The 23,373-nt window shown below is 46.4% G+C and carries 25 protein-coding genes and 2 pseudogenes; 2 read left to right on the forward strand and 25 right to left on the reverse strand.

Features of this window, described 5'->3' with window-relative positions; all coding sequences use genetic code 11:
• Positions 1 to 1,832 (reverse strand): annotated as a pseudogene (locus tag ACQG0S_RS23910) (Tn3-like element IS3000 family transposase); the annotation flags it as partial.
• 143 nt (positions 1,833 to 1,975) lie between these two features.
• Here ACQG0S_RS23910 and ACQG0S_RS23915 point away from each other — a divergent pair.
• Positions 1,976 to 2,488: pseudogene (locus ACQG0S_RS23915) on the forward strand (Tn3 family transposase); the annotation flags it as partial.
• Positions 2,489 to 2,739: 251 nt separating this feature from the next.
• Here the strand turns inward: ACQG0S_RS23915 and dqlB are convergent.
• The 7 genes from dqlB to ACQG0S_RS23950 form a co-directional block, all read right to left on the reverse strand.
• A complete protein-coding gene (dqlB, locus tag ACQG0S_RS23920; protein ID WP_000609145.1) occupies positions 2,740 to 2,835 on the reverse strand; it encodes a DinQ-like type I toxin DqlB in 96 nt (31 codons plus the stop codon).
• Between the two features lie 804 nt (positions 2,836 to 3,639).
• Positions 3,640 to 3,918 carry a hypothetical protein gene (locus ACQG0S_RS23925; protein ID WP_001093608.1) on the reverse strand — a complete coding sequence of 93 codons (279 nt, stop codon included), beginning with the start codon at positions 3,916 to 3,918 and terminating at the stop codon, positions 3,640 to 3,642.
• Positions 3,915 to 4,190 carry a hypothetical protein gene (locus ACQG0S_RS23930; RefSeq protein ID WP_000557557.1) on the reverse strand — a complete coding sequence of 92 codons (276 nt, stop codon included), beginning with the start codon at positions 4,188 to 4,190 and terminating at the stop codon, positions 3,915 to 3,917. The genes ACQG0S_RS23925 and ACQG0S_RS23930 overlap by 4 nt, the downstream gene beginning before the upstream one ends.
• Positions 4,191 to 4,207: 17 nt before the next feature.
• On the reverse strand, positions 4,208 to 4,462 hold the full coding sequence (locus ACQG0S_RS23935; RefSeq protein ID WP_000510385.1) for a hypothetical protein: 255 nt from the start codon (positions 4,460 to 4,462) through the stop codon (positions 4,208 to 4,210).
• A 109-nt stretch (positions 4,463 to 4,571) separates the two neighbouring features.
• Complete coding sequence (locus tag ACQG0S_RS23940; RefSeq protein ID WP_000196235.1) at positions 4,572 to 5,393, reverse strand: SprT-like domain-containing protein; 822 nt, start codon at positions 5,391 to 5,393, stop codon at positions 4,572 to 4,574.
• Positions 5,390 to 5,569 carry a hypothetical protein gene (locus tag ACQG0S_RS23945; RefSeq protein WP_023408316.1) on the reverse strand — a complete coding sequence of 60 codons (180 nt, stop codon included), beginning with the start codon at positions 5,567 to 5,569 and terminating at the stop codon, positions 5,390 to 5,392. Before ACQG0S_RS23945 ends, ACQG0S_RS23940 begins: the two co-directional genes overlap by 4 nt.
• A 16-nt stretch (positions 5,570 to 5,585) precedes the next feature.
• Positions 5,586 to 5,852, reverse strand: a complete 267-nt coding sequence (locus ACQG0S_RS23950) for a hypothetical protein (RefSeq protein ID WP_032072053.1) — start codon at positions 5,850 to 5,852, stop codon at positions 5,586 to 5,588.
• Between ACQG0S_RS23950 and ACQG0S_RS23955 the strand changes: the two genes are divergently transcribed.
• Positions 5,842 to 6,492, forward strand: coding sequence for a YkgJ family cysteine cluster protein (locus tag ACQG0S_RS23955; protein ID WP_000351937.1), 651 nt, complete (start codon positions 5,842 to 5,844; stop codon positions 6,490 to 6,492). The genes ACQG0S_RS23950 and ACQG0S_RS23955 overlap by 11 nt on opposite strands.
• Before the next feature lie 37 nt (positions 6,493 to 6,529).
• Here ACQG0S_RS23955 and ACQG0S_RS23960 read toward each other — a convergent pair whose 3' ends face one another.
• The 17 genes from ACQG0S_RS23960 to ACQG0S_RS24040 form a co-directional block, all read right to left on the reverse strand.
• Positions 6,530 to 6,985: an H-NS family nucleoid-associated regulatory protein gene (locus tag ACQG0S_RS23960; RefSeq protein WP_001293458.1), complete on the reverse strand. Its 456-nt coding sequence runs from the start codon at positions 6,983 to 6,985 to the stop codon at positions 6,530 to 6,532.
• Between the two features lie 11 nt (positions 6,986 to 6,996).
• On the reverse strand, positions 6,997 to 9,324 hold the full coding sequence (gene topB / locus ACQG0S_RS23965) for a type IA DNA topoisomerase (RefSeq protein ID WP_004199098.1): 2,328 nt from the start codon (positions 9,322 to 9,324) through the stop codon (positions 6,997 to 6,999).
• A 3-nt stretch (positions 9,325 to 9,327) separates the two neighbouring features.
• Positions 9,328 to 10,590, reverse strand: coding sequence for an AAA family ATPase (locus ACQG0S_RS23970; RefSeq protein WP_000517490.1), 1,263 nt, complete (start codon positions 10,588 to 10,590; stop codon positions 9,328 to 9,330).
• 82 nt (positions 10,591 to 10,672) lie between these two features.
• On the reverse strand, positions 10,673 to 11,167 hold the full coding sequence (locus tag ACQG0S_RS23975) for a thermonuclease family protein (protein WP_001215543.1): 495 nt from the start codon (positions 11,165 to 11,167) through the stop codon (positions 10,673 to 10,675).
• Positions 11,164 to 11,490 (reverse strand): hypothetical protein, encoded by a 327-nt coding sequence (locus ACQG0S_RS23980; RefSeq protein WP_004208538.1) that lies wholly within the window; start codon positions 11,488 to 11,490, stop codon positions 11,164 to 11,166. Before ACQG0S_RS23980 ends, ACQG0S_RS23975 begins: the two co-directional genes overlap by 4 nt.
• Before the next feature lie 85 nt (positions 11,491 to 11,575).
• The gene (locus ACQG0S_RS23985; protein WP_000754496.1) at positions 11,576 to 11,890 is read right to left on the reverse strand and encodes a TrbM/KikA/MpfK family conjugal transfer protein; all 315 of its coding nucleotides are present in this window, start codon (positions 11,888 to 11,890) and stop codon (positions 11,576 to 11,578) included.
• An 87-nt stretch (positions 11,891 to 11,977) separates the two neighbouring features.
• A complete protein-coding gene (locus ACQG0S_RS23990) occupies positions 11,978 to 12,370 on the reverse strand; it encodes a cag pathogenicity island Cag12 family protein (RefSeq protein ID WP_000738524.1) in 393 nt (130 codons plus the stop codon).
• Positions 12,367 to 14,202, reverse strand: a complete 1,836-nt coding sequence (locus ACQG0S_RS23995; protein ID WP_000053822.1) for a type IV secretory system conjugative DNA transfer family protein — start codon at positions 14,200 to 14,202, stop codon at positions 12,367 to 12,369. Before ACQG0S_RS23995 ends, ACQG0S_RS23990 begins: the two co-directional genes overlap by 4 nt.
• A gap of 2 nt (positions 14,203 to 14,204) precedes the next feature.
• Positions 14,205 to 15,239 carry a P-type DNA transfer ATPase VirB11 gene (gene virB11 / locus ACQG0S_RS24000; protein ID WP_000650512.1) on the reverse strand — a complete coding sequence of 345 codons (1,035 nt, stop codon included), beginning with the start codon at positions 15,237 to 15,239 and terminating at the stop codon, positions 14,205 to 14,207.
• Positions 15,236 to 15,433: a DNA-binding protein gene (locus ACQG0S_RS24005; RefSeq protein ID WP_000629109.1), complete on the reverse strand. Its 198-nt coding sequence runs from the start codon at positions 15,431 to 15,433 to the stop codon at positions 15,236 to 15,238. The genes virB11 and ACQG0S_RS24005 overlap by 4 nt, the downstream gene beginning before the upstream one ends.
• A 1-nt stretch (position 15,434) precedes the next feature.
• Positions 15,435 to 16,649, reverse strand: a complete 1,215-nt coding sequence (gene virB10 / locus ACQG0S_RS24010; RefSeq protein WP_001295060.1) for a VirB10/TraB/TrbI family type IV secretion system protein — start codon at positions 16,647 to 16,649, stop codon at positions 15,435 to 15,437.
• Positions 16,646 to 17,575: a TrbG/VirB9 family P-type conjugative transfer protein gene (locus ACQG0S_RS24015; RefSeq protein ID WP_000783386.1), complete on the reverse strand. Its 930-nt coding sequence runs from the start codon at positions 17,573 to 17,575 to the stop codon at positions 16,646 to 16,648. The genes virB10 and ACQG0S_RS24015 overlap by 4 nt, the downstream gene beginning before the upstream one ends.
• 5 nt (positions 17,576 to 17,580) lie before the next feature.
• Positions 17,581 to 18,309 carry a virB8 family protein gene (locus tag ACQG0S_RS24020; RefSeq protein ID WP_004199085.1) on the reverse strand — a complete coding sequence of 243 codons (729 nt, stop codon included), beginning with the start codon at positions 18,307 to 18,309 and terminating at the stop codon, positions 17,581 to 17,583.
• 194 nt (positions 18,310 to 18,503) lie between these two features.
• Positions 18,504 to 19,559 (reverse strand): type IV secretion system protein, encoded by a 1,056-nt coding sequence (locus ACQG0S_RS24025; RefSeq protein WP_000235886.1) that lies wholly within the window; start codon positions 19,557 to 19,559, stop codon positions 18,504 to 18,506.
• Positions 19,560 to 19,570: 11 nt separating this feature from the next.
• Positions 19,571 to 19,828: an EexN family lipoprotein gene (locus tag ACQG0S_RS24030; RefSeq protein ID WP_000759841.1), complete on the reverse strand. Its 258-nt coding sequence runs from the start codon at positions 19,826 to 19,828 to the stop codon at positions 19,571 to 19,573.
• A 9-nt stretch (positions 19,829 to 19,837) separates the two neighbouring features.
• Positions 19,838 to 20,608 (reverse strand): type IV secretion system protein, encoded by a 771-nt coding sequence (locus tag ACQG0S_RS24035; protein ID WP_000716326.1) that lies wholly within the window; start codon positions 20,606 to 20,608, stop codon positions 19,838 to 19,840.
• Positions 20,609 to 20,617: 9 nt separating this feature from the next.
• Positions 20,618 to 23,371, reverse strand: coding sequence for a VirB3 family type IV secretion system protein (locus ACQG0S_RS24040; RefSeq protein WP_015060057.1), 2,754 nt, complete (start codon positions 23,369 to 23,371; stop codon positions 20,618 to 20,620).
• Positions 23,372 to 23,373: the final 2 nt, after the last annotated feature.

Here is a 23,373-nt window from a genome sequence, read left to right on the forward strand (position 1 = left end):
GATTGGGAACCCAGCACATGAGCGAAGCAGTCAATGAAACCGGTGTCACGATCAACCATGCGCAGTACATCCGCAATCCCCGTTGTGGGAATTTGCTGGAAGAAGGGATTGTTGACCAGATGATGTTTGCTGGCCGAAGGCAGGCGCCAGAAGCGTTTACCCTGCGGATTACGCAAGATGATATTCCGGTTGTCTTCCTGTTCAAGATATTCGCCGACTTCGTACAAACGGGTATCCAATTCCATGGCCATCTGTTTGATCAGCTTTTCAGGCTCCTCCGCTAATTTTGTAAAATGGCTCTGTTGAAGCAGCGTATATTTGTTTTTTCGCCAATGTTCCCCGTCGATCAGGTCGGCGTCGAGTGCCCGGTATTTAGTGATATCAGGCAGCGTCAGCTGGCCATTCAGGCGATCAGGAATCTGTTGATAGAGGAACCACTCATAACGATCGATCAGGATATTCCCTTCACCATCCAGCAGGAATTCACGTGATTTTTTGGAAAGGAGTCTGGTGTCGGCAGTTTGCAACTGAGCGTCCTGGCCGTTGAGTTCGTTTTGTGTTTTCGCCAAGGCGGCCGCTAAGTGCTGGGTGCCGTCGCAGCCTTCGAAGCGCAGACATAGGAACAACTCTCGCAGCAAACCTTTCCGCAGACTTTCTTTCTCGTCGCAGTACTGCCACATGGCTTCATCGACCGATCGTCGCTGCTCGTTCAGGAAGAGACATACAGATTCCAGATCCCTTTTGGTCAGCAGGCTCAGTGCTTGCTGTCTTACTGTTGCAAACGGTAGTTGCAGATCAATGCTGTCATCAATGAACAGGTGCAGTACTTCAGCTGCCTTGCTGACATTTTTAGCTGCTTTTTGCCAATCCTTAAACACCGCTTCCTGCGCATAATCCTTTGCCTTCTGTTTGGTCTGTCTGACATGATGCACAAAGCCATCGGCAATACGTTCCAGCGCTTGCTGCCATCGCGTTTGAAGATAGCACAATAAATACAGCCATTGGCTGCCTACGGTTTGACGTTTCAGTTTGGCACCGTAGTAGTCGACTTTCTCTGCCAGGTGTTGCAGATTTTTCTGCGACAGTGATAGCGTGCTCAACAGCAGATCCACTTCCGGCATCCAATGCTGGATATGGCGATAGACAATCAGTTCTTTCTCCAACTCGGTTCCGGTGAAGTTACGAGCCGATTGTCGCAACTGTCGGAACGGCAGTGGACCTGTGCCGTTCACGAGCTCCGCCAGTGCTTGCTTAAGACCGCGTGACATTGCACGCTCAAGGTGCGCGGCCATGTGTTCCTGTTCGTCTCCCACCACCTGACTGATGATCTTTTGCAGCGTGCTGTAGGCAGGGATTGCGATCTTCTGCCCCGAACAATATTCATTGGCCGCATCGAAGAGGTGCCTAGGCGCTGTCCAGGCTCTGGCTTGCTGGGATAAGTAATCTCTCAACGCCGCTCCATGGTCTTTGACATTCCAGCGCTGGTAGTTGCAGAGCTGGAAAACACGTTGGTAAATCCGTTCGTTCTCTTTTGGCGTGAGATTAAAGGGTCTACAGCCTGGGCCTGGTAGAACGGTTTGATAAACGTATTTGAGGTCCTGCTTGATCTGATGAAAGCCGGGATTCAGCACCACCGGCTTGGCTTTGAAATAGCCCAGCAGTACCACCAGCATGTAACGCTGGCCCCGATGACGGAGGCTTTTAGCGATCGCCAGTTCCTTATCGTTCAGCGAGAAAAAGAAGCGTTGGTCGGCGGAGGTGAAAGCGGGGGGTCCATATAACTCATCTTGTTCTGCCTCGGACAAGATTTGGACACGTTCTTCGAATGCCATGGATTTAGCCCAAAAAGACTAAATCTTACTCAAACAGAGCCCAAATAGGGATCTCGAAAAAAGTAATACCCCTCTGGAGGCCACAGACGGCGGGGCCTCCAGAGCACTTTGTCGTTTTTGGACGGAAAATCCCTAGAACCCCTCAGTGGGACGAAATGATCCGGACCGCTGGCTCCCTGAAGCTGGGCAAAGTACAGGTTTCAGTGCTGGTCCGTTCATTGCTGAAAAGTGAACGTCCTTCCGGACTGACTCAGGCAATCATTGAAGTGGGGCGCATCAACAAAACGCTGTATCTGCTTAATTATATTGATGATGAAGATTACCGCCGGCGCATTCTGACCCAGCTTAATCGGGGAGAAAGTCGCCATGCCGTTGCCAGAGCCATCTGTCACGGTCAAAAAGGTGAGATAAGAAAACGATATACCGACGGTCAGGAAGATCAACTGGGCACACTGGGGCTGGTCACTAACGCCGTCGTGTTATGGAACACTATTTATATGCAGGCAGCCCTGGATCATCTCCGGGCGCAGGGTGAAACACTGAATGATGAAGATATCGCACGCCTCTCCCCGCTTTGCCACGGACATATCAATATGCTCGGCCATTATTCCTTCACGCTGGCAGAACTGGTGACCAAAGGACATCTGAGACCATTAAAAGAGGCGTCAGAGGCAGAAAACGTTGCTTAACGTGAGTTTTCGTTCCACTGAGCGTCAGACCCCTGTTACCGATGCAAGAACAGGGGAGTTTCATGAAATGCCTGTTTAGGAGTGATTAAAGGTAACTTGTGCGCAGAAGGTCAGGTGTGTGGTGGTTAGTACAGACTAGTGAATGTTGTAACTAAACTATATTTTTATTAAAGGCCGGAGGTGGTGTTCCTCCGGCCTTAATTACGTTTCCGTGTTCATTAGTCGATGAACTGGCGGATCAGTTCCAGAATGGCAATCAGCGCGTTTGCAAGCGCCGCTACCGCCCTCAGAACGATGATTAACAGGTTAATCATCCGTTTTCTCCATAAATGGAGTAAAGACACCGTGGCTTGCTCTTACACTGCCTGTCACCACGGCTTCTCTTCGTCTTGTCAGTTGTAGAGAGTCTCACTCCTGCCAGAGCACAGATAACCAGCACCACCTGTATTACCTGTCAGGACTTTGAACCTGTTCATGCCGCATTTAGCGGAATGCAGGGAGAGACTCACCACAGAGCTAACCCTCTGATTATACGTTTATCTAACGTTCAGGCAAACCGTTAACGCACAGTCACTGCCCGTCATATTGCATAATCAGGCTTCACGGATTATCATACTATTGTCAGTTGTAGAGAGTTTCCCTTCCGGGCTGAGTTACCAGCTCGCACCGGAACCGTAAAAAAGCCGACCTCACCAGTCGGTTTTTTTACGTCTGCGGTTTCCCGCTTCGTTTAAATCTATTTTAAATGAATAAATTGTTCTGCGGCAAACCCAACAACATAAGGACGTTAGGGTTGATGGTTGCCGAAATCGCGGTGCGTTACGTGAATTCTGAGGTTTTGCGAGGGGGATTGGGCGCGAGAATTTACGAGAGAGCGCCGGAACAATGCCGGGATCACAAACCATCACCCGTGAAAGAAATCTTCCGGCATTGCCCGGTCAGGTAGTATGACATTCATTGTCAACGGCCATCAATTTATAAGCTGCTTTGCACTTCATAAAAGATCACCACCAGGGCTGCTAAAACAGTACCGATAGCCAGCACGTTAAAAAGTACGTCCTTCATCTTTACGAACGACATACTGATTTGCGTCCTTTCCCTTTTGTCAGCCTTCTCTATCATCCAGCGTTGGTATGAATCACTGTTACTTTTTCTGTCCATGTTCCCCCCAATTCATCAATGAGCACCAGGCGGCCACCAGGCTTCTTGCCAACAAAGTAACGGCCTCGCGGCAGACGTTCGCCAGTCTTCAGCCGTTCGATCCAGTCCTGAAATGCAGGGCGCGGTTTATAGCTGTAGCGGCCAAAATCAGCTAAAGACTGCGTGACCATGACTGTTTGGCAGCCATGCTTTCTCATATCACGAAACGTATTTTCCAGTGCAGCCAGTGTATTCATTTGCACGTTCTCTCTGCTTTTCCCATGAAGATATTAACGACACTCAAAACTAACACCGTTGGCATGATCACGGCAGCATAGCCGACAGCAACGGCCTGATATATGGTCAATGAGTAGTCGGGCTGTTTATACAATACGACTGAAAAAATGCTCCCCAAACAAGCAAGCAGAGTTAAAAACAAGTAATCGACAAATCTGTTTTTATAGATAACCCATGCAACGATGCAGGGATATGACACCAGGCACAGGATAATCGCATTTGTGGTATGCACGTTTCGCTCCTTGTTATTTAAGGGTTGTCAGCCAGATCAAACAGATTGTTCAGGCTGGAACGGAATTGTTTTACCGATGATACCAGCTCCTGACTCCGCGCTTTTTCCTGCGCCAGTTCACGCCGTAGCTGCGCCATCTCGTCTCTGTTACGCTGAAGCTCAAGGATAGCCGTCATAAAGGTTTTGCTGGCTGATGCCTGTCCGGTCGCTTCCTGCGCCTTTTTAATGGCCTGATCTTCGTCGTCATTCGTTCTGATTGTGTAATGCCCCATGATACCCCTCTTTTGCTGTCATTTTTGCGCTGCCGGCGCGAACCCGGGAAGAAACTTTGCTGGCAAAAAACACTGGCCAACAGATGTGACCGGGAAAATTTGCTGGCAATTAATTTTCGATGAAAGCCAGCTCGCAATCGCCGCATTCAATATTCAGTCCGGCTTTGCCCCACACGGCAGCGCCACACCCGCGACACTGATATTTAACTTTATTTCGTTTTGGCTTGTCCTCAAATGCTGCAACTGACAAATCATTGTCATTGCTCCCGGCCATATCATCTGAATGGCTCCCGTTCTGCGGTGACACTGACGGCAGCAGAGCCATAGAAAGCACCGCTTCTATATCAATCCCGGCCTCAGCATTTTGATGCGCCAGAGCAAGCGTTTCGCGCCATTGCTCTATTACGGCGGTCATATCTTTTTGTTGTTCGACCTGGACAGGGAAGCGATCAAACCAGCTCAAAGCAAATTGCCCCTGGAACAGTTCCAGTGTGACGCGCTGGAAGCGGCCACCAGGGATCGGATAGTCATTAATCTTCTGGCCGACTTTCGCACCACCAGGTCTCCCGGTGGAGGAGGGCATAAGTCCGATACTTTCCATTTTTGCCGCCCACTGCGCATTGTGGTACGTCTTACGCGACGGGTTGCCGTAGTGGTACTGCCACATATGGCACTGCTCATGAACCAGCGTTTGCATGACTTCAATAAGCGGGTACACCGGGAAGTATTCAGGATTGAGGGCGATTTCATCAATCATCCTGCCGCTGCCGTCAGCAGCAACAAAGCGCCTGTAACTGAAATAGCCCATTGTGTTCTTGCCGCGCTGGAACGTAATCAGACAGTCAGGGAGTTCGCCGTCAAAAAGGCGCTGGTTATAGAAATCAAACGCCTGTTGTAGCTCGCTGTAAGCGCGTTCCGTGGCTCTTGTCATGCTGAAGTTCGCTTAGCGGCGTTCCGATATTCCTGTAACTCTGCAACAATAGCAGGGAACACATCAGCGCAACGCTGTGCCAGCTTAACCGCCTTTGAACAAACGCCCATACCATGTGCTCTTTTGAGCGCCTCCAACAAATCTACCAGTTCCTCGTCAGTGATTTTTTCAGTCATCTATTAAGCTTCTCCATTATCTGTATCGTACGATACAGATAATATAAACCACACCTTTGATAGCGGCAATCTTTTTTGCTGGCAATTTCACGCCCAGGGCGGGCATCGAGCGGGTAATATTGCTGGCAAAAATCAACGGCCAAACCGGCTGCAGGAAACTGGTTTGCTGGCAAGCGTGATTTACTGCTGGGCTTGACACCTTGCCATTGTATGACGCTTGTTTTAGTGTCAAATGAACAACCAGCGCGAGAAGAATATAGGAAGCAAAAGCAATGGATATCAAACCTAACTCAGTGATCCACCTGGAGCCAGGCGAAACATTACCCGGCTATACCAATCTGAAACCCGTACCTGATAAGTATTTCGATGAGTTAAAGGCACTCATAAATAAACTCAATACTCAATCCGGTAATATTTACCTCAAGTTAAAACAGATGTACGCCTTTTTGGATCGTTTTAACAAAGAATTTGTGAGCACGTTTACCTCCTGTCAAAAGGGGTGCTCTTCGTGCTGTAAAATGGATGTTCATTTAACCGCGCTTGAGGCAACACATATTGCACAAGCAAGTAAACTTACTGCCAGAGACAACCCGCTTACGACCGGGCATGAGTCAAAATGTCCGTTTTTGTCTGAGAAGGGAACATGCTCAATCTACAATTACCGCCCGCTGTTATGCAGGACATATCATGTACTCACTCCGCCGGAGATGTGTAATGACCTGGATGCACAAGTCATGCAGTATGGTTCTCAAAGCGCGAACATGGGAAATCACATCTACAAAACAATAGCAGAGTGGATCTATTTTCAGACGTATCACTGCACTGGTAAGTTAGAAACCAAAGATATCAGAGACTACTTCCCTTATCCCCGCGAAGATATCCAAAGATTTCTTCACCATAACCCCCCGCGCCCTTTTTGCTAAAAAAAAGCCTCTGACGCAGTGTCAGAGGCTTGTTAGATTACTGTTCGTCACCAGCAGTGCTGGAAGCATCTTTTTTGATGAGAAACTCATCAAGAGAACGGCCAGCTTTTAACGCTTCGTCGATTGGTTTTGGTGTCCGGCCACGACCAGACCAGTATTTCGTTTCGCCGTTTTCATCAAACTGATATTTAGGCGGCGCTTTTGGCAACGTCTTTTTGCGTGTTTTTTGCGCATCTTCGGACAGGCCAAGCAGTTCTTCCGGTGAAAAACCTTCTCCGGCAATCAACTGGAGCAGTTCCTGGCGCTTTCTTTCGCGCTCTGCGCGTTCTGCTGCCTCACGCTCTGCTTCTTCACGACGTTCTTCGATCACGGCGTTAAGCTTTTCCTGCATTTCCAGCAGTTGTTCAAAGCTGGTTTCTCGCGCAAAAACACGAACAGAGCGAATATTCAGGAGTAGCTTTTTTGTTGCGTCAAACGTTTCATTTTCACTCATCGAGTTAATCCTTATTTTTTACTGAACTGAAACCCAAGTTTACCCGTAGTTTTATCCTGCAAAACAATTGCAGCGTCAAACTTTTTCCCGGTTTTATTACTGGTAAAGCCTTTAATCTCTCCGGTTTTACCTTTTTTGATTAATGTCTCAACCTGATTTTGTGTCAGTTTTTTTCCTGACACTTCAGACCAGATTTTAAACTCGCACCCGGAACAGAAAAAGCCTTTAGGCCGGATAATAATTTCTTTACTGCATGAAGGGCAGGGGGCTTCGAGCCGGGACATGGAACCTTCTGATCTGGATTTTGCTTCCATATCCGGTTTGCCGTCTTTGTCCGGGAATGTTGTCTTGCATTCAGGGTAGCAGGAGCATCCCCAGAAAAAGCCATTTTGCCCCTTACGCTTACGCAGGAAACCGTTGTTACAAACCGGGCAGGGCGTGGCATTTGAAGAAATCGAAATTCCGTTCCTGTCCAGCTCGTCGATTAACCCCTGGACGTACTCATCATTTTCCTTAATAAACTCCTCAACTGTCAGCTCTCCGGCTTTGATCTGAGACTGCTTTTCAGCCCACAGAGCGGAGATATCCGGTTTAGTGATTTCAGGAGGCAGTGCAGCGCAAAACTCCTGGCCTTGTTTTGTGGTTTTCCATACCAGCTCCGAATACCCCTTTTCTTTTTCGATGGAGATAAGCCCGGTATTTGCCGCCAGTTTCTCAAGAATACCCGCGCGGGTGGCTTCCGTTCCGATACTGCCACGATCACTGCTGCCCTCGTCTTTCGCTTCCAGCGCCTTTCTGAGAGCCGGATCATCAATGAATTTTGCCGCACTCGTCATGGCGGCCAGTAACGTTGACTCTGTGAAATAGCGAGGTGGTGTAGTCTTTTTCTTGTCCACGTCTGCCGATTCACACAGGCCGCTGTCATTAAATTTCAGCAATGAAAGGTCAAAACCGTCCGTTCCGGCATCTTCGGTTTCGTCCTCGTCATCACTATCCTTACCCAGCGCTTCCCAGCCCTTTTGTACCAGAACGCTCTGTGTGGCCGTAAAGGTATCCCCCTTAATATCAAAGTGGATTTTCGTCTTGTTGCGGATCGCATCCGGGTAGAACAGCCCGATAAAGTAGACGGACACCAGGTTATAAACGTTCCGCTCTTTTTCATTAAGCTGAATACCGGCTCCGCTTTTTGTCGTCGGGATGATGGCGTGGTGCGCCTCAATCTTACTGGCATTAAAGGCTTTGTGTTTCTGGCCTTTATCCATATCTACGATCGCAGACGCCAGTTCGGGTACGGTGGCCGCTATAGCAGTGGCAATATCTCCGGCCTGGTAATAATGCTCATCTGAAAGATAGCGATTGTCAGAACGTGGATAGGTCAGAAGCTTGTGAGTTTCATACAGCCCCTGCATCACATCGAGCGTATCTTTTGCAGAATAACCAAATCGCTTTGCGCAGAGCTGCTGAAGCGTGGAAAGGTTAAGCGGAAGCGGAGGCTTGCTATTTTCCGGCTTTGTCGTCGCGATAGTAACAATAGCATCCTTACCCGTAACACGTCCGGCAATATGCGCGGCCTGAGCTTCGGAGATCAGGCGTTTTTTCTCGTCTATCTGATCGTCGTCTGTTGTCTGATATTTCGCCTTAATCTGATGCCCGTTCATCGACAGACTGGCGAATACATCGTAATAAAAGCTTTCTGTGTGATTCTGGTTCGCCAGCGTGCGCATGTTCACCAGACCAAGAACGGCACTTTGTACCCGGCCAACGTTCAGAACGCCGTCATAGCCCTTCTCACGGCCTTTTAATGTACATCCCCGCGTCATGTTATAGCCAAAACCCTGATCGCACAGGGAACGCGCCAGGGCGCTTAACGTCATACCGCGAAATTTATCGTTAGGTTGTAAATTCGACAGTGATTTTTGCACTGGCGCAAGGTTGAGGTCGGCAACAAGCAGTCGCTGGACGGGTTTCTTGTTTCCGGCATAACCCAGAATCTCATCAACCAGCAAACATCCTTCATCATCGGGGTCGCCTGAATGAACGATGCTGTCGGCTTTATCGATAAGAGACAAAATAATGCGGGTCTGTGCTTCTGATTCAGGCTTGATTTTATATTTTGGCGGATAAACCGCTTTAATGGGTAAATCACTATAACGCCAGTTGGAATATTTGTCGTCATAATCCTGTGGGTCGTAAAGCTCCAGCATATGACCATAACACCAGGTAACGACATCAGAACCGTGTTCAAAATAGCCGTTTTTCTTTTCTGTATTGGGATTTCCGCCCAGTCCTTCAAAAATAGCCTTTGCTAAAGACGGTTTTTCTGCAATAAAAAGTCTCATTAATCAATCCTCAAGGTAACTTGAATAGTCAGGCTGCGCACCATTCTTTTTAAAGATTTCTTCCCTTTCCTCTATGTCTTCTTCTGCCTCCTGCACACTAAGGTCAAGGGTTCCTTTCAAAAAGGCACGCGCATTCTTGATTACATCTACTGTTAATTCGTTTTTTGTTCCGCGAATCATGCCAATAGCAATATTTATTATCTCCTTTATTTCAGCAGGAGTCGTTCTGTCCAGCACCGCGCCAAGTTCTTTAAGGTCAATATTTATATCGTCTGGTAAGTACATTTTGGCACAAGCGGCAGCGGCTTTAGTCCGAAAAGCACCTACAGATATGATTCTGTCAATTCTGCCAGGGCGTTTTCTGATGCGCGGATCAATCCGGTTAGGATAGTTCGTTGAAAAAATAACATATGTCCCGGCAAGATTTCGCGGTGTATCAGCCCCATCAAGAAAACTTAACGTTCCGGCATCAGCCCGATAAAGTTCATCAACCTCTTCAGCTATTATGATAACGGGTATTTTCTTTTGAGCTGCGGCATAGCAAACATCTTTAAAGTAATCATCAGCATAAACAAATACATATTTATCCTGATATTTTGCCCCCAAAGCTTTTGCGATAGTCGTTTTCCCTGTGCCCGGAGGACCAGTAAAAAGCACTTTTCGCATTCCTGACTGACCATAACGGGTGTAGAAATCAATATCCGAAAAGAACTGATTAAAGTCATTCTCCAGCTCATTAAACTTTGGATGAACAGAAAAACGTAAAGCGTTTTCTATTTCTTCCTTCCTTGCCTTACCGTGATAATAAACGCCGTCGTAACACCCGATTTTCCAGATACCTTTACGGGGTAAAGAGCGGTTTAATTTAGCGCGTCCAGCTTCGCAAAGATTATGAAGCATCGACATACTTTTGGTTGTGCCAACTGCGTACTCCATTCTGACTTTAGAGTTAAGAATGAAGCGAATAATATGAACCACTTCATTTTGACCAAGATGAATCCGGTATGCTCCCGAACCATCTTTAAACATAAGCTTTTTAATCCTCCCGGCTTTAGCCATAACAGGGCTACTTCCCGTATGAACGACGGTTGAAGCAACGGGTTCGATATCAAGATTCGAATAAATTTTACGATTCTTTCTGTTTATAAAAATCTCTGCCACTTTAGGATAGTAATCACAATCCTTTACGACAGTACCAAAATTATCTTCACCGTAATATTCTTTATGGAGCCGTAAAGCCTGCTCTACCAGAGTTAATTTACCCATATGCGCACCATGTATATTAAAAACCGTGACGTTGCCTGAAGATTTTCTTCAGGCAGAGGAGGGGTTGGACAAGCGAAGCGCGTCAGTTTTGTTTATGACGCCACTCCCACGGAGGAACGGGATTACTGTCAGCCCACAGGCCGCGCTTCTGTGTCTGAGCTTCCCGTTGCAGAGCCGGTAATGAGTTATCGGTGTTGTACCTGTCATAAACCCATGCAGCCCCTTTTAGCACTTGCTGGCGGTTAGCCTCAGTGCCGTTCGCTGTCACCACTCGTCCCAGGACTCGCCCGTAGCGATCTGTTTGCGTATAAGAGACGGTAACTGATTGCCCTGCCAGCAGGGCTTTAAGTTGATTGGTTGACCAGCGACCAAAGGGTTGTTTTTTTTCCGGTGCATCGATATTTATCAATCGGACTCGAATCGGAACTTCATACACAACAATTTTCGCGGGTAGTGTTTTAACTTCGATGGTATCTCCATCGAGAACGCGAATAACTTTCCCCTGAATCTGAGCAGCACACAATGTAGCTGGCAACAGGGCAACAGCAAAGGAAAGAACATTAAAAAAATGTCTCATTGCTTTCTTCCCTCCCATATTGCTGAGAGTCTTTTAAAAATGGATAAAACGACGACTAAAGCCACTGCGATAACAGCCAACGAAGGAAGTACATAGCTGTATAACTCAACCATGAAATTAATAAACTCAATGAGCGATTGCGGCTTTAAGGAAGCATCCCACAAAACGATAACAAAACGATAAAGCCCATAGACAATTGCCGGAAACCAGACCATAAACAACAAAATTTCAGTAAAAACAGAAGCGACCGATTTGACACTATCGATAATTTCAATTCCGGCAATTCTCACACTTCTTGCATCAGGTACGTTAATAATTTTCATCCTCCCACCCCTGTAAAAAATGTTCGCAAGTTCCAGTCTCAAACCTGAAACTTGCGTATTCACATCAGAATTAAATCAAACAGAATTAAAAGTTTTTCAATCGGCCAAAGCTTGAAATAATTTTACTTACTGTACCTGCATCAGCCGCAGGACATTCATTTAGTTTTTTCTTTCTGGCATCTGCCGTGTGATCGGGTAAAAAACCATGTTTATTCTTTTTCCTGATTGACATAAAACTTTTATACATCGGGTCACATTCTGCCGGACTACTTCCGTCAAGTTTTCCGGCAAGGCATAACACCATTGCACATGGATCGTTCGGGTCGGCCTTTTCCTCAGCATGAGCAGTTCCGGCAGCGAACGCACAAAGCAGCACTGCCGTGGTTACGGTCTTTTTCATATACACCTCATGGATAACGGGCAACTAACGCCCTGCGGTTGTTCAACCCCGGCTCAATAAAATTACAAGAATTTTATTAATCCGGCGTTATCGTGATAAATAAACACTGGTAGTCCGGCAAGAAAAACAGTTCATTTTATAACGATACTGTATGACACCGTTTGCACCGTTCGCCCTCAACCAGTTTTTAGCTGTGAAAAAGTCTGTTCCGTTACTGGTTTCAACAATCACTGAATCAGAATGTGCAACAGAATAAAAAACAGCATCATCGTAAAGGCGGTTTTCAGGCCTGAAATTATGGATAACCTTAACCCACGATGAATTAACCTTGTCTGATTTAATAACTGAGTATGTCGGTTGCCAGTCCATTAATTGTGTATTCACCGTTTCAGGATTCTGTTCCCAGTCAACCTGTGGTGGTTCAGGCGGAGAGGAACAGGCAGAGAGAAAAAGGACACTGACCATTAACATTTTTTTCATAGTAAAACCTCTGACTCCAGCTCACCGACGGAGAGCATTTTTTCTTTAGAAGGATATTTAAGCCCTTTAACACCCAATACTTTTTTAGTCTTATTCAGAGAGGCGGTTAACTCGGTAAGTTTGGGGCTTACCATCATCAGCCTGTCCATAAAATACGGGTCGAGGAAGTAGAGGGCTTTCTCAGCTTTAACCGGGTTTTCACCTTTAAGAATGATAAATTCTTCTTTAAAATCCAGCGTTCCCAGCTCCTGCGGGAGCACAAGGGCGCGCTGCGCCTCACTTTCTGAACTGCTTTTCGACGTTGAGCGTCCGCTTGTCTTGCTTGAACCTGTCGATTTGGTGGTGATATAGCCCAGCTTTTCCGAAATCTTTTTAGCGTCATCTTCTTCACTGACAGCGTAGATAATCCGGCAGGGATGCGCACTCATCAGCGTTTTGGCACCTTCAACACCATAGATTTCATTAAGCTGACTGATATTCTGGTAAATCGTCAGAAGTTTGAGTTTAAACCCGGCAATATAACCCGAACCTTTTTTAATGATTGGCATGTAACCAATAGACGGAAACTCATCCAGGAACATCAGACAGTCATGTTTCAGTGTCGGGTCAAAGTCAGGGTTTTCTCGTAACGTGACTTCCACAACGAAGTTAAAGAACAGGTTGAGGAAGTCATAGGCCAGGGACATATCTTCAGCATTAACGCCAACATAAACAGTGATATCTTCCCGGCGCAACTGGCGAAGGTCGAAATCATTGCCGTCTGTACATTTGCGAACAGTCGGAAGATAAAACAGACTCATTTTCTTACGAAACGAACCATCAATACTCGAACGTTGTTCGTCTTCGGTTTCGTGATACTCCCTGATTTTGGTCAGGGCATCGCGCAGATGATACAGCGCGTTTTCATCAAGTCCTTTTGTTCCCTCCAGGTCTTCTCGCTTACTGAGTATCAGCTCCCGGTCGATGTTGCTGTACAAATCGACTACAGAACCAATTGAGAAAACAGGTTTAAGCCCGAACTCACCAAGCCAGGAGGGGTCGTAGTTAATAAAGAAATGAAGCAATTTTGCCAGCCCCGTCCAGTACTGCCCCGCGAGGTTATTAAAGTGTGCTTCCGCTCCGGTCAGACCGTAAGACGGGAACAGGATCTCAATCAGCTTCAGCAGGTCTTTAGCCCCGCTCTCTTCTTTTAAATCAATATAGAAAAGCGGGTTAAACTGATGCGTTTTACTGTTGAAAGGGTCAAGAAGATAGACCTTATTACCCAGCAGTTTTTCACGTACCTTACTGGTGATTTTCCACAGTTCCTGTTTTGGATCTAATGCAATCAGGGAATGTTTCCTGACCAGCAGGTTTGGAATACCTATTGCAGCCCCTTTACCTGCGCGGGTTCCTGCGCCAAGTGATACAAAATCTGGTGCGGTATACCACAGGTATTTACCTTTATATGCACCTACAAGAATATCAGTATCGTTTTCTTTCTCCCATTTCAGAAGTTTCGATTTTCTTAAATCATTATCACTGGCAAACTTCGCGTCACCATAAAGAGCAACATCCGTTTTATTCAGTTGCCAGATAATAAAAACAGGCACAATGAGAGACGAAACCATACCTGATAAAAGAGAGGGGATTGCGGTTAACCTGATATCTGTCCGTATATTACTCTCTGTTATTATCCGCCACAGCAGCATGGAATCAAAATTCTTCCATATATAAAGCGGCGTTTTTCCGTTCAGGAAGTAAACAGCAACTGAGCCAGTATAATACGTCACAAGACACATAACCAGACCGATAAAAGCCCACTGGCCTTTATCGGGTAGTTTCAGAGACATAATCACTCCTTCAGCTTTTCAAAGTATTCCTGAAAATGAATATCACGATAGTAAATACCCGATGCAAATCGGTTATCTTCCTCATCGATGTACTTAATACTCATAATCACATCGACGTTGCTTAACACCCTCCGCAATATAATGTTATAAGGCAAATTCTGACATTCAGGGTTCATATAGCACCGTTGAACCAGTCCAAGCACAGCATCTTCAGGGGTGCTCTCATGGACGGTTGTAAGGTTCCCTGCATGGCCGGAACTTGAGCCTTTGAGAAAATCCCAGGCTTCCGCGCCGCGAACCTCAGTCATGAGGATTCTGTCCGGGTTCATACGAAAACCAGAACGTAAAAGAGAAGCGGAACTGACAGTGCTACTTTCCCCTTCTGACGGGTAATACAATTTCACATGATTTTTGTGGAACCTGAACTTTGCTTCATCTGTATCTTCAATTGAAATACATCGTAAATGATGGGGTATGTACTGAAGACAGGCATTTGCAAAGGTGGTTTTACCCGCCCCCGTTCCGGCACAAAATACCATCGTTTTACCCTTAACCAGGCATTCAGGGACAAATTGTTCAAAACAATTATCTTTAAACATTGAAGATAATTCATCTTCTTTATCCCTGAATTTCCCCCCTTGATTTAGCCTTGAGTAAAACCCTTGTTTAACAAAGGTATCATGGTCGATAAACACACTGGACGGCTTACGGATTGTAATAGACACCGTTTCCCGTTCCGTTGCCGGGGGAATAACTATTTGTACACGCTCCCCTCCGGGGAGCGTAACAGAACGTAAGGGATATTCTGGCGTAACCGACCCACCATCATGATAATCAGAAATTGCCCCTGCAAATGACATACAATCTTTAAAATCCATTTTTAATTCATGCTGCTGCCATTTCCCACTCACTTTAACAAACAGTTCATCAGGCCGATTTACCGCGATTTCAGTTAAACCATCGACTTCATTAAGCCAGTGGTGGAAGTATTCATCTATTATTTCATAAACAATATGTCTGTTCTCTGCATCCTTCATAATTCACCTTTTCCTTTAAGATCTTCAATAAAACGCATGACTTCTTCGTAATTAAATCGATGCGTTTTGATTTGTTTCAGTGGTTTGGGGAAAGGAACGCCATTTATTGGTATGCCCTTACGAATATGATGGTATATTTCGCTTTCCCTTATTCCTAACAGCATTGAAAACTCTTTGATATCCAGCGTTATCAAATTACCTCCGGGTACCCACCATTTTTAATTTGTAGATGCTGGAGAAATCCAAATCCTGACCAACGATCAGAGTAATGATTTCCCCCTGGTTTTTATAAAGCGTTGGAGGGATATTTACGCTGTTTGCAAACGCTTCGCGTGCTATATCAGCAAAAGCCTGGCGACTGTTAGCTGTATAGTCGGTCTGATTGTCTTTATTACTTTTAGCCGCTCCACTTGCGGCCTGTGCCACATCGGGGATCATGCCAACCATCATCGCGCCCATAAAGCGATCTGCAAAATGTGTGTCAATCCAGCCTGAAGCCCCGGCCTCACCCAGCGCTCCCGCCGCCTGTGTATCAATCAGCGGAATATCAATGAAAGGTTCCTTACGTGTTCTAAGCTTCGTAGCAGCGATAAACACGGCTCCCTGACCATGATTGAACGTGCCCGTTTTATACATCAGATATGCGGCTGTTCCCTTTTCAATTAGCTTTACATTCCTGTTTGCACTGTATACGTCCTCATTAATCGTACAGACCAGCTTGCCAGCCAGATCAGAAATAAATCGTCTGTCCAGCGAGCACTTAATCGCGGTATTTTCAGGAATGAAAAGGTTAGGGTCATAAGGAACGCGCGTAATTTTAGAAAGCTGCGCGGGTTGCCCTGCATTAACAGGCTGAACCTCTGCCTGTTTGTCACTGCCGTCCCCCTCGTTCCTGGTATTGCTGGCCGTTGATGAGCTACCACCGGAATTTGAGGAAGCAGAGCTGCTCCCCCCATAGGCCACATCCAGCGCACGACTGAAGTTTTGTTGTACTTTTTCCGGTGGCGTTTCCGCTTTGCCGCTGCTTTCCTTCCGTTCTTCCGTCTTAGCCGGTTCTTCCCTGGTGTTGAATGGATCAACATCATCGCTGAGTCCTGTCGCGCGTTTTACTGAACCAGTAGATACCGCATTACTGGCAGGCTTATCATCACCGCTGGACATTGCACGAATAATCGACGGGATATAGTAGACAGACACCCCGGCGGCCAGCAGAAGGAAAGCGGCCACAATAATCACCAGCCCCTTACGCGATTTTTTAAGCTTCTCGATACCCAGGCGTTTTACTGATTTACCGTCATCTTCATCTCCCTTATCCGTTTTATCGTTTTGCTCAATTTCTTTCTGATGCCGTTCCCGTAGTGCCTGTTCAATTTCTACAGCGGTCGGGATTTTATTTTCCTGTTCGCTCACTGGATCACCTCTTTCTCAACGTTCGGGGAAACGGTATCTCCTGCCGGAAGACGGACTTTGCCAAAGCCCCGGTTTTCAACCCCAACAACCTGATTTCCCATACGCAAAACAAAGCGCTGGTCTACAGGAACACCAACAACGGTGAAACTACCGCTGTTTTTGACTACCGGGTTAGTCAGCGTTTCCTGTTCGCCGCTCATAACAAAGACGCTGGGGATTTTCTTCAGGGGGCTGAAGCCAAACCAGGTATAGCGGCCATCGTCATACGCATAATCCGGGCTGATTGACTGGCTGCCGTCAGCTACCCGCTTCCAGTAATCCCAGTTCTTGGGCGACTTCGCATTTTCAAGAGAACGGTTGATTGCCTGCTCCTCCTGCCGCTTGTTAAGAGCCTCAATCCGTTTCTTCTCGATTTCGGCTTGCTCCTTCCGGCGTTCCTGCGGGTACTGGTAATTAACAACAAACGCGATCTTATCCGGCTGCCGGAACGTTCGGGCGTTCAGCTCCATGCTGTAATTACGTTTTGTTGTGCGAACAAACAGGTTTGTTCGCCAGCGTTCCAGGTCGTTTTCAGGATCAAGGGCTACACTGACCACCTCTGAAGACTGGTTGCCATTGTCATCGGTACTGTTCTTCTGTACGGTCTGTTTGACGGGCTTCACTTCGAGATACACCAGGTTATCTTCTTTGTTCACTTCCCAGCCCTGGGGAAAGCCGGTTCTGGCACTGATGACCGTTTCATCCTCGTCAAATACCAGTGTGGTTGTATAGCCAACCGCACTGTTTATGACTGTCGTGTTTTGCGGGTTATAACTGACAATCTGATTACGGGGATCAAAACGGCTGGCTGCTGGCGTAACGGCTGCATGGCAGACGTGCGACACCAACAGAAGCGCCACAATTAGCGCTCCTTTATTCATTTTCATAGTTTTCACCCTTTCACTTCTTTATCGCGTACATAGCTCGTTACAACGAATTTAAGCGGGTTATTGTTTCGGTCACCCGATGCCATTTCGACCTGTGGTTCAATACGGTAGGTCAACCGGACGTTCCAGTATTCATAATCATCCTGGCCTGTCGCGACATTTCGAATGGTTAATTTAAACCGGATATATGCTCCCATATCCTTATCATCGCGCCGGGATGACGGACTGATAATCACGGACGGATTATCCTGAACAGATGCGGTTTTTTCCGCTTTATTATAAATAACCTTTGGTGACTGGTTGCCGTTGATTAAAGCGTTGTAATCCGTCGCCACATTCTCAGCGCTGTATAACAGAACATAATCATAATCATGCTGGAGACTGAAATAGTTATACCCTTCACGACGCTTCACATACTGAGTAATGAAGTATTTCGCCAGCGCTTCATTTTCAGAGAGGTTTTCTTTTTTAACAGAAGTCAGTCTTTCAGCAACGCCAGTGACACCATTAATAAGATAAGCTTCGACAACCGTACTCTTTAACGGTAGCGCTCCATTCAGTGCCAGCAGAGACAACACACCTACGGCAATTCCTGCAATACCACCGAATTTATAAATGCGGTTCATTTTCTCCTGCATCAATACATTTTTCTCTTCAAAAGTAGTTGAAGAGTCTGTTACTTCTTTTTTCTTGTTAAAACCGGGAAGTTTTAATCCTGAGAGTTTAAACCCCATTGCGCATTACCTCTGCTGAATTAACAGGTTCGCTTTTTCCGGATACCGGAGGTTGTTTATGTGACGCCTGGCATCCGACAAGGCAAAGCGTCACGATAGCCGTGATAAGTAGTTTCATAATGTGAGAACCTAAATAGAGGAGTGAATATTTACTGCGGAATACTCAGAGTTGACAGATTTAAATAATAAATCGGTTAACCTCCATATTTCTTTTTCGCCGCATCTATCGCAGCCTGGCGAAGCCTCTTAGCGCCAATATTAACGCCCTGCCCGGTCAGATTCCCCAACTTACCGGATACACCAGGAGACTGGTTGAACCCTCCATCCTGACGGCGAACGCCTTTCCATGCGCCAATCCCTGCATTTTTACCCATACCAAGCAGATTACGCCCCATACGGGAAGCGCCGAACACGCCAGCACCAATCCCCATTGCGGCTGCCCCTTGCATCGCGCCTTCAACACCTACCCCTGCGAGCTGGGAAGCATAGGTTTTGGCTTGCCAGATAATCCAGGCCATAAATGCACCTGCAACCCCGGCCTGAGCACCTGTTGATATCAGATTTAATTCATCTGCGTTAGCTATCGAGATTGTCAGAATGCCATTAAGGAACGTCATTCCCGCTTTAATTGCCAGTCCACAAAACAAGAATATGAAGCATGAGCTAAATATTAACTGAAGCCAGCTATTAAACATCTGCCTTAAAAAACCAAATGAAAGACAAATAATAAACAACGGCGCGGTAATAGTAAGTATCTTAATAGTAACTTCGGCGGCGAGATAAACTATTGAAGTTAGCAATAATGCAATTATCCCTCCAGCATATGTTAATAAAGATGCGATTGCCCCATCTGTTTTCACATACTTCGAAGTATCTTTGGACATAAGATATGCAGCTACCTGCTGAACTTTCTCCCAAAGCTCGTCAACCCATTTCCAAGGATCACCTCCTGCAAATGTTTCCTTCAGCCCATCAATGGCCTGAGTTGCACTATCTAACCACCCCCCCATATTTTTGACAAAAACAAGAATTAACCAGAATCGACATAGATTCCATAAAAAATCCTGCACTGCGGTTTTTTGCTTCCCAACTATTGTGGTATAAGCATACCACAATATATAAATGGAAATACCATACTTACCCAACTGAGACGCTATTGAAGAAAAGTTATCTAACTGACCAGTCAAAGACTGGTCAAGAGTTTTAACAATAACGTCATGAGCGGCCTGGAAATACCTAGAAGTTGCCATAGTGGCTCCTTTTAACTTCCATCTTTACCCAATACATTTTTGAATGCATCTTTATAGTCAACATGCTTAGGATGTAATTGCTTATACCTAAACAAACCTTCCTTAGCGTTTTTACAATTTTCGCTATCACTCCCAGACTTTTTGCATTCAGCTACTTTTTTCGTTGCATCGTCTACGTGAGACTGCCACCAGTCTACAGATTTAACCTCTTCACACCCGGTAAGAAAGAATGTAAGCCCCAACGCCGCAACTAATCCATATTTTTTCAAAATGCCCCCTCAGTTCATTTCATAACTCTGCTGCTCAAATGCTGCCTTATAATCAACAACTGGAGTTTCTTTATTAACAGCCCCTAATTGTTTCTCCTGGAAAGCAGCCTGTAACATTTTCTCCTTGTATTCTGCAAGATCGCGCTGCTTATCGCGATACATTTCATACTGAAATTTGAGCTTGTTAAATTTCAGGCTTGCCAGAGATACAGCGTTTGTCGCGTCCTGCGTGGCTTTCGTGTCCTGGGCGTTCTTCACCTGGTCGATAAGGTCGGCCATTTCCTGATTATCTTCACGCAGTTTACTTTCCAGCTTATTGCCGTACTCGATCCCCGCCAGTTGGGACAGGAACGAGGCTTCACAGCCCCGCACCAGGTCGCCCGTATATCCCAGCCCCTTACAGGTGTTTGTCACCTTATAATCGGCCAGTAGTGATCTGGCTTGCTCAGACAGGGTGGCTTCCGGGTTCTTAATGTAATCATCAATGAAGGAGTTCCCCTGGTCGTAAATATTCTCCAGCTCCTTACTGACAGATTGCGCAGACTGCACCAGTCCCTGAACATCACGAATGCCCGTTTTGGTCAGCAGCTCCTGCTTATAGGCATTAATCTGTTTCTGGTAGTGGTTCACGGTGTCCTGCCACTGTTTGAGGCGTTCTGTCCAGCGCTGCGCTTCGACAGCCCATTCAGGGTTTGCATCAATGGCAACGGGAACACCAGCCTGAGCACCAGAAATAACCGTAACAGAGGCGATAAGTGCCGCAACGATATGCTTTTTCATAGGGATTCCTTAAATCAGGTTTGCACGTTCCAGATAGGTATCAAGCCACTCTTCCGGCTTCATACCCTCTTTCCAGATTTCATCGAACAGTTCAAGCTGGGGTTTCGATGCGCTGAGAACCGGTAGGTAATACGCCGCTTTTCCCAAATCCAGTCTTGCGAAAGCCGCAAAATCATCACTTTCCCCCTTCCTCTGTGGGTTTTTGACGACCAGGAACTGACGAGATAACGGGTCAATGGCTTTAATTTTGTCAAAATAAAGTTCTCTCACTTCCAACTCGTCTACGTACTCACTACGTTTCGCTTTGGGGTTCGCCAGATAAATATGTGTTGCGCACTGCTCACGAACGGCAGCCGCGATAGGTGATTTAATTAGTTCATCCGGCGATTGTGTCGCTACGACAAGCACCATATCCAGCTTACGCGCGGTTTTGAGTTTGTTATAAACAAAATCTCTGAACGCTTCGTTGTTAATCCATTGCCAGAACTCATCCATGTAGATAAGGAGTCGGCGGCCATCAGCCAGCATGGTGACACGGTAGATGAGATAGAATGAAGCGGCGCTGGAAAGTACTTTGTTATCCAGAAACTCCGTTCCGTCTATACCGAAAACGTCCAGGTTGTCCACATCAAACGTATCGTCCGGGTTATCAAACACCCAGCCAAATTCCCCTCCCTGCACCCAGGCATTCAGGCGTGCTTTAAGCCCATGCCGCCGGGTTTCAGTATCATCAGGCTCCAGAATGAGTGGTCGCAACTTACTGATCGGATAAGAGCGGTTTGACCTCTGCATCAGGCGCTCAACGGCATCAGAAATCAGGCGGTTCTGGTAATCATCAAGCGGCTCACTGTTAAGCGTACAAAGTAGCCTCACCAGGTCTTTCATAAAGGAAATATTTCGTTTGGTTGGTGGCAAAGCCGCAGGGTTCCAGCCAGTCGGCTCTCCTTCTTTCACCCGAAAGTAAGCACCTCCCATTGAACGTATACCGGGTTCCGCTGCCCGATCTTTGTCGAAAAATACTGTAGTTAACTTCTTTAATTTCCTCTCAGGTGGAAAAGACTCCGGCGTTCCGAACTGCTGGGCGGCGAAAGCCTTAGTCATCATCACTACCGTTTTACCCACGTTTGACGTACCAAGAATTTCGGTATGCCCCAGCGTGGGGTTTTTACCGAAGTAATTTTGATGCTCGGTAGTCATGTGATAGTTCAGGTTATAAATATCATTTCCTGAGCCGCCCAGGGTGATAAGGTTGTTACCCCAGGTATTTCCTTTCTCCTTGCCCGTAAAGAAATTATGGAAGCTTTCCATTTCGGCAAAGTTCAGACTGCTGATAGAACTCAGGCGTGGCCGTAACGTGTAGTTACCAGGTAACTGAGCAAAATACGCTGCGCCAAGACTCAAGGTTGAATAGGTTACGATCAGCCCTAAATCCTCCAGGGTCGTCGTTACAATATTGGTGTCCTTCACCAGACGCTCCGGCGAATCTGCGTAAACAATCAGTGTCTGGTGACTTTTCCCGAAAGAAATATAGCCGCTGGAGACCATATCGAGACCAACTTTCAAATCAGCGAGCAAGGATTTAGCGGCATCATCGGTCATTTCGAGTTTGTCGATCTGATCATCCAGCGCCTTGATTGCAGACTGCTTGTCTATCGGAGTTAAAGAGGAAGTCTGTACATACTCAACCGGGAGATACATCAGTGCATCAAAAATTCCGGCATCCGTTTCCTGAAAGTAGTCCTTGATCTCGATGCAACGAAAGTACCGGGCATGGTCAGAGGCAGTGATTTGTCCAGCATCGTTACCAAAGAACAGGTCTTTACCACCCAGGTATGTATAAAACGGACTATTGGTGACTCTGACTTTCTGCCAGCGCCCGGATAGCAGTTTCTGGAACAGCGTAAGCTGTTCTGAATAAACTATATTATTTTCTTCATATAACCCAAGACGACGGGAATGAAACCGGGAGAGATAGGTGCTCAATCTGCCACATATTTCATTCATATCATTAATGGGTTCTTCGAAGATATTTTTATTACCCTTTTTCCTTGAAAGAAAATGCGTCACTTTATCTTCAGCGCTGAACGGTTTATAGCATACGGTTAAGTATAATTTGTTTTCAAAATACTCAGCCGCCGAAAGCGATTCGTAATAATCGTTCATCACTCTGTTGACGAATGGGATCTTGCTGTCAAATACAGGTCGCACTTCTTTTCTAACCCGAATACGATGCGTATAAAAGGTAACGGGTTTCCCATCAAAACTACGTATCAGCGTATTGAGCTGGTCAGTAAGCAAGGCTAGATCCGCTTCATCTACACATTCAAAATAAGCTCCGTCAATCTGCCAGGTCGCCAGTAGATCATGGTTTCTGGTAACAATGAGGTTATCAGTGATGTGTGATGAATACGGGATTAACTCTTCAAGAGAAGACTGGTCTTTAAGCTTCATAAAATTGTCCACTTTCGATATATCGACTGCGTCGTACGAACTCCCCGCATAATGGACGGCATTGAAGCGCTTGTTTGCCAGAGGATTACCTTTGATTTGCATTCGCAGATAAAGCAGGTCAAAAAAGCGTTCATCTATCTTCGTAACTCGCTTGATGGCATACCAGCCAGGGAGGATGAGGGCATACATAGCCTCATGAATCCAGACACCAAGCAAAACGCAGATAACGCACATTCCAAGAAAGGGGTAGAGCGGAACGCCCAGCCCCCTAATCAAAGCGGGGCGTGTCAGCCCTTTAAAAACGGTACTCATTT

The sequence above is a fragment of the Enterobacter cloacae complex sp. 418I7 genome (genome assembly GCF_050030705.1).
Classification (GTDB): Bacteria; Pseudomonadota; Gammaproteobacteria; order Enterobacterales; family Enterobacteriaceae; genus Enterobacter; species Enterobacter intestinihominis.